This is a genomic window from Bradyrhizobium sp. Kon58, assembly GCF_055807455.1.
In genome coordinates this window covers 1-407 of the sequence record NZ_JBVVOT010000181.1, presented here as the reverse complement: position 1 = coordinate 407, position 407 = coordinate 1, and the positions used below count along the sequence as shown (strand labels likewise).

Here is a 407-nt window from a genome sequence, read left to right as displayed (position 1 = left end):
CCGGGCGCCCCCGCGCAGAGCGCCAGCGACCGGATGCCAGCCATCGCAGCCACCCCCAGACCGCCTGCGAAGCGCCGTTCGAAACACCCTACGGCGCCGCCGTGACCAACCTGTATGCGATGTGCGCCATGCGCCATCAGTACGAACACGGCACTACCGCCGAGCAACTGGCGTGGATCAAGGTGGCAGCGTCACACCATGCCCAGCACAACCGGCAGGCGATGCTGCGCACGCCAGTGACGGTGGACGATGTGCTGAATTCGCCGCTGATTGCCGCGCCGTTGCGACGCTTGGACTGTTGCGTGATCAGCGACGGCGGTGGCGCGCTGGTGCTGGTTCATCCGTCCATCGCACGGGCGCTCGAGCGCCCACTGATCACACCGATTGGAGCGGGTTATTCCATCAGC

Annotated in this window: 1 pseudogene; it reads left to right on the top strand. The window is 66.6% G+C overall.

The features are described from left to right. Window positions 1–407: pseudogene (locus AC0L20_RS40030) on the top strand (thiolase domain-containing protein); the annotation flags it as partial.